This is a genomic window from Streptomyces sp. NPDC059398 (assembly GCF_042751845.1).
Taxonomy (GTDB): Bacteria; Actinomycetota; Actinomycetes; order Streptomycetales; family Streptomycetaceae; genus Streptomyces.
The window spans coordinates 40,619-44,322 of record NZ_JBHYWP010000070.1 but is presented as its reverse complement, the minus strand read 5'-3'; the positions used below and the strand labels follow the sequence as shown (position 1 = coordinate 44,322).

At 73.4% G+C, this 3,704-nt stretch carries 4 protein-coding genes; all 4 read right to left on the bottom strand.

Going from position 1 to position 3,704, the window contains the following annotated elements; all coding sequences use genetic code 11:
- Positions 1–33 precede the first annotated feature (33 nt).
- From ACFXBC_RS23335 to ACFXBC_RS23320, 4 genes are read right to left on the bottom strand one after another with little or no spacing between them, the layout of a single operon-like run.
- Positions 34–672, bottom strand: coding sequence for an O-methyltransferase (locus ACFXBC_RS23335; RefSeq protein WP_385027623.1), 639 nt, complete (start codon positions 670–672; stop codon positions 34–36).
- The gene (locus tag ACFXBC_RS23330; protein WP_385027620.1) at positions 669–1,445 is read right to left on the bottom strand and encodes a thioesterase II family protein; all 777 of its coding nucleotides are present in this window, start codon (positions 1,443–1,445) and stop codon (positions 669–671) included. The genes ACFXBC_RS23335 and ACFXBC_RS23330 overlap by 4 nt, the downstream gene beginning before the upstream one ends.
- The gene (locus ACFXBC_RS23325; RefSeq protein WP_385027617.1) at positions 1,442–2,521 is read right to left on the bottom strand and encodes a Gfo/Idh/MocA family oxidoreductase; all 1,080 of its coding nucleotides are present in this window, start codon (positions 2,519–2,521) and stop codon (positions 1,442–1,444) included. The genes ACFXBC_RS23330 and ACFXBC_RS23325 overlap by 4 nt, the downstream gene beginning before the upstream one ends.
- Complete coding sequence (locus tag ACFXBC_RS23320) at positions 2,518–3,657, bottom strand: saccharopine dehydrogenase NADP-binding domain-containing protein (protein WP_385027626.1); 1,140 nt, start codon at positions 3,655–3,657, stop codon at positions 2,518–2,520. The genes ACFXBC_RS23325 and ACFXBC_RS23320 overlap by 4 nt, the downstream gene beginning before the upstream one ends.
- Between the last annotated feature and the right edge of the window lie 47 nt (positions 3,658–3,704).

Below are 3,704 nucleotides of genomic sequence, written 5' to 3'. Positions count from 1 at the left end.
GCCCGCCCCCCCGTCTCGTGCGCGCGGGGCCGCTCAGCCGGCCAGCCGTATGACGCTGACGCCTTCGCGCACGGTGAGCACGCTCTGCCGCACCCGGGGATCGGCGGCGACATGGGCGTTGAACGCGCGCATGGCGACGGTGTCGGGCTGCTGGTCGCGCTCGTTGGCGACGCCGCCGAACTGGAGGACGTTGTCGGCCAGGATCAGCCCGTGCGGGGACAGCTTGGGCAGCACCGCCTCGTAGTAGCCGACGTAACCGGGCTTGTCGGCGTCGACGAAGACCAGGTCGAAGGGGCCGGGAAGGTCCCGCACCGACGTCAGGGCCGGGCCTTCCCAGAGGTGGATGCGCTCCGCCCAGGGCGACGCCCCGAAGTGCTTGCGGGCGATCGAGGCGTGCAGCGGGTTGAGTTCGCAGGTGTGGAGCTCGGCGTCCTCGGGCATCGCCTGGGCCATGCAGAGCGCGGAGTAGCCGGTGAAGGTGCCGATCTCCAGGATGCGGCGGGGGCGCAGCGCGAAGACCAGGGAGGCCAGGAACTCGCCCTCCAGGCTCCCCACCATCATGGCCGGCAGCTCGGTCCCGGCCTCCGTGTCGGCGACCAGGACGGCCAGCCAGGGGGGCGCGGGGGAGGATGCCTCTTCGGCGTACTTCTCCACGACGGGTCGTACGATCATCCTCGGTTCCTTCCCGCGAGGTCGGTGGAGGCGTGCAGCCGCCCGGTCAGCCAGTGCGTCAACTCGGCCTGGGCGGGCCCGCGCAGATAGAAGTGACCGCCGGGAAAGGCGGTCACCTCGGTGTGCGCCGAGGTGACGCCCGCCCAGGCCGCCGCGTCCGCCGCGTCGACCTCGGGGTCCTCGGTGCCGTAACAGACGCTCACCGGCACCGAGAGATCGCGGCCGGTGCCGGGCCGGTAGGTGCCCACCAGGCGGTAGTCGGCGCGGAGCACCGGCAGCGTCATCTCGCGTATGCCCGGCAACTGGAGCAACGCCGCGTCGGTGCCGCCGAGCTGGCACACATCGGCCCACAGCCGCCCGTCGTCCAGGTGCTTGTCGTCCGGCTGCTGCCGGGCCGGTCCCGGACGCCCGGAGACGACCAGCCGCTCCGGGAGCGCCTCGCCCGCCTCACCGAGGAGCCGGGTGACTTCGTGCGCGACGGAGGCGCCCATGCTGTGCCCGAAGAACCACACGGGCTTGTCGTCCAGTCGGGTCAGCGCCTTGGCCAGCGGCTCCACGAGGCCGGCCATGTCGGTGCGGCAGGGCTCGCCGATGCGGTCCTCCCGGCCGGGGTACTGCACCACCATGCCCTCGACGCCTTCGGGCAGTTCACGCGCCAGCGGGCGGTAGAAGCTCGCGGACCCGCCGCCGTGCGGGAAGAACACGACGCGCCGGGCGGCCGAGGGTTGGGGAAAGTAGCCGCGCAGCCACGGGTTCGGGACGTCGGTGCTCATGTCCGGACCCCCAGCAGGTCCGCGGCGCAGAGGAGTCCGGGCGGCGCCTTCGGGTGGTGCAGCCGCACAGGCCCGCAGGCCTCGCTCACGCGCATCCCCAGCCTGGCCAGGGCCACGTGGTACTGCACATGACCCCGGCTGTCGGCGCCCGCCCGGACGTCGTCCCAGGTCGCGCCGATGGCCCGCGCCGTGGCCTGCGGCCACAGTTCGCGCAGCACCACGTCGTACGGGGCGCCCTCCGCCGGCCCCAGGTGCTCCACGCTGGGCACCTTGAGGTGCGGGGCGGTGGAGTCGCCGAACCGCACCAGTTCCTTCATGCCGTCGGGCATGTGCGGGCGCATGCTCCACTGCACCGGCCCGTGCGTGTTGACCAGGGTGAGGTGCCCGCCGTCGGTGCCCAGGGTGATGCGGTGGAAGAGGTGGCTGTAGTTGTCCGGGTCCGAGGGCACCAGCTCGTTCTGCAGCCGGAAGGACAGGGGAACACCGGCGAAGCGCCCGGTGAGACTCCGGTACGGTGCCCCCTCCGCCCCCGCGAGCACTGCGTCGATCCCGTGCGGGCGGATCGAGCCCAGCGCCTGGCCCAGGATGTCGAAGACCGTGTAGAGCACCTGGAAGGCGCAGGTCACGTCGAGGAACAGCGGCTGCTGCCGGGCCACCAGGTCACGGGCTGCCCCGATGAAGCGGCGCACCGGCTCCACATGCGGATAGTGGGTGTTCAGCCGGAACACCACCCCGGACTCGGTGGCGGCCCGCAGGCACGCCACCAACTCGTCCGGATGCAGGGGGTGTTCCTGGAGCACGTGGATGCCACGGCGCATCAGCGCCCGCGAGAGGCCGGGCCCGGGGCCGCCGTTCATCACCCCGCCCACCACCACGCAGGCCAGGTCGATGTCGCCGGGCACCTCCTCGACCGTCGGCCACAGCGGTACGCCGTAGTGCGCGGCGCAGGCGCGGCTGCGGGCACTGCCGGAGGCGAGGATCCCGGCCAGCTCGAAGCCGAAGTCCGCCCGCTCGAAGGCCGCCAGATAGGCACGGCCGAAGCCGGTGCCGGCCACCAGGACGCGAGGACGGCTCACAGTTCGCCCTCCTCCATGGCACGGGCCGCGAGGATCGGCCGGTCGACGACCTCCAGCAGCCCGACCGCGGGTTCGGACCGCAGTGCGGCGAGTACCGTCCCGGCGTCGAGCACGTCGGAGCCGAAGTGCACGCCCGGGGCGGCCCTGCCGTCGAGCACCGCCAGTACGGCGAGCGCGGCGGCGAGGCCGGTCAGGGCGTACGTGTCACTGGCGCGCAGGGCCAGGCTGCGGGTGGCGGGGAGTCCGGCGTCGTCGGTGCCGGTGACCTCGAACAGCATGAGCTGGAACGGGTCCCGGCCGAACAGGTCGAGCGCCGCGGCACGGGTCAGCTCCCCGGCCGCATCGGCGAGCCCGGACTCGCCGCGCATCGCCCCCTGGAGCCTGCTCAGGCAGTTCATCATGTGCGCGCCGCCGTCGAAGACGTTGTACCAGTCGATCTCCGTCAGCCCCGTGACCTCCGGGAGCCGCGCGGACTCGAAACTCAGGTACGGGTAGACGTCCACCCGGTTGTTCGCGTACGGCAGTTCCACGCCGGTACGCGGCTCCAGCTCGCGCTCCACGCGGATGCCGCCCCGGATCGCCCCGCGGGCCTCCCCGTACGCGCCACCCATGGAGAGCAGGTAGTCGGCGGCTCCGGCCGGGGTGAGCCGGTCCATCGTGCCGACGTAGGCGGTCAGCCGCTGCGGGCGGCTCATGGTGGAGCACAGGTGGCGGGGGAGCAGCCCGGTCAGTCCCGGCTGCATGCCCGCGGTGATCACGGCGGTGCCGGTGAAGGTGCCGGGCCGGACCAGCGCCTCCAGGAGCGGTTCGTCGCCGCCCGGGTCGACGTAGTCGGCGCCGGCCGCCGCCGCGGCCCAGGCCACCCTGTCGAGGACCTGGTAGGACGGGCCCGCGCAGTTGAGGACGGTGTGTGCGCCGCGGCAGAACCGGGCCAGCGACCGGCCGTCGTGCAGGTCGACCTCGACCGCATCGCCGCGCAGACCGGACTTGGCCAGCAGGGCTTCGGCCTGCGTACGGTCGCGCCCACCGAGCCGTACCACGGCGTCGGGAAGACGTTCGGCAATCGCCCGGACGGCGGCCGCGCCGAGGGGCGCGGAGGCGCCGCCGCCCGCGCCGCGCGGGGTTGGGGTGTAGATGACGCCGGTCGCCCAACCGGGCGGCCCGGGGGGACGGGTGCTGGGTA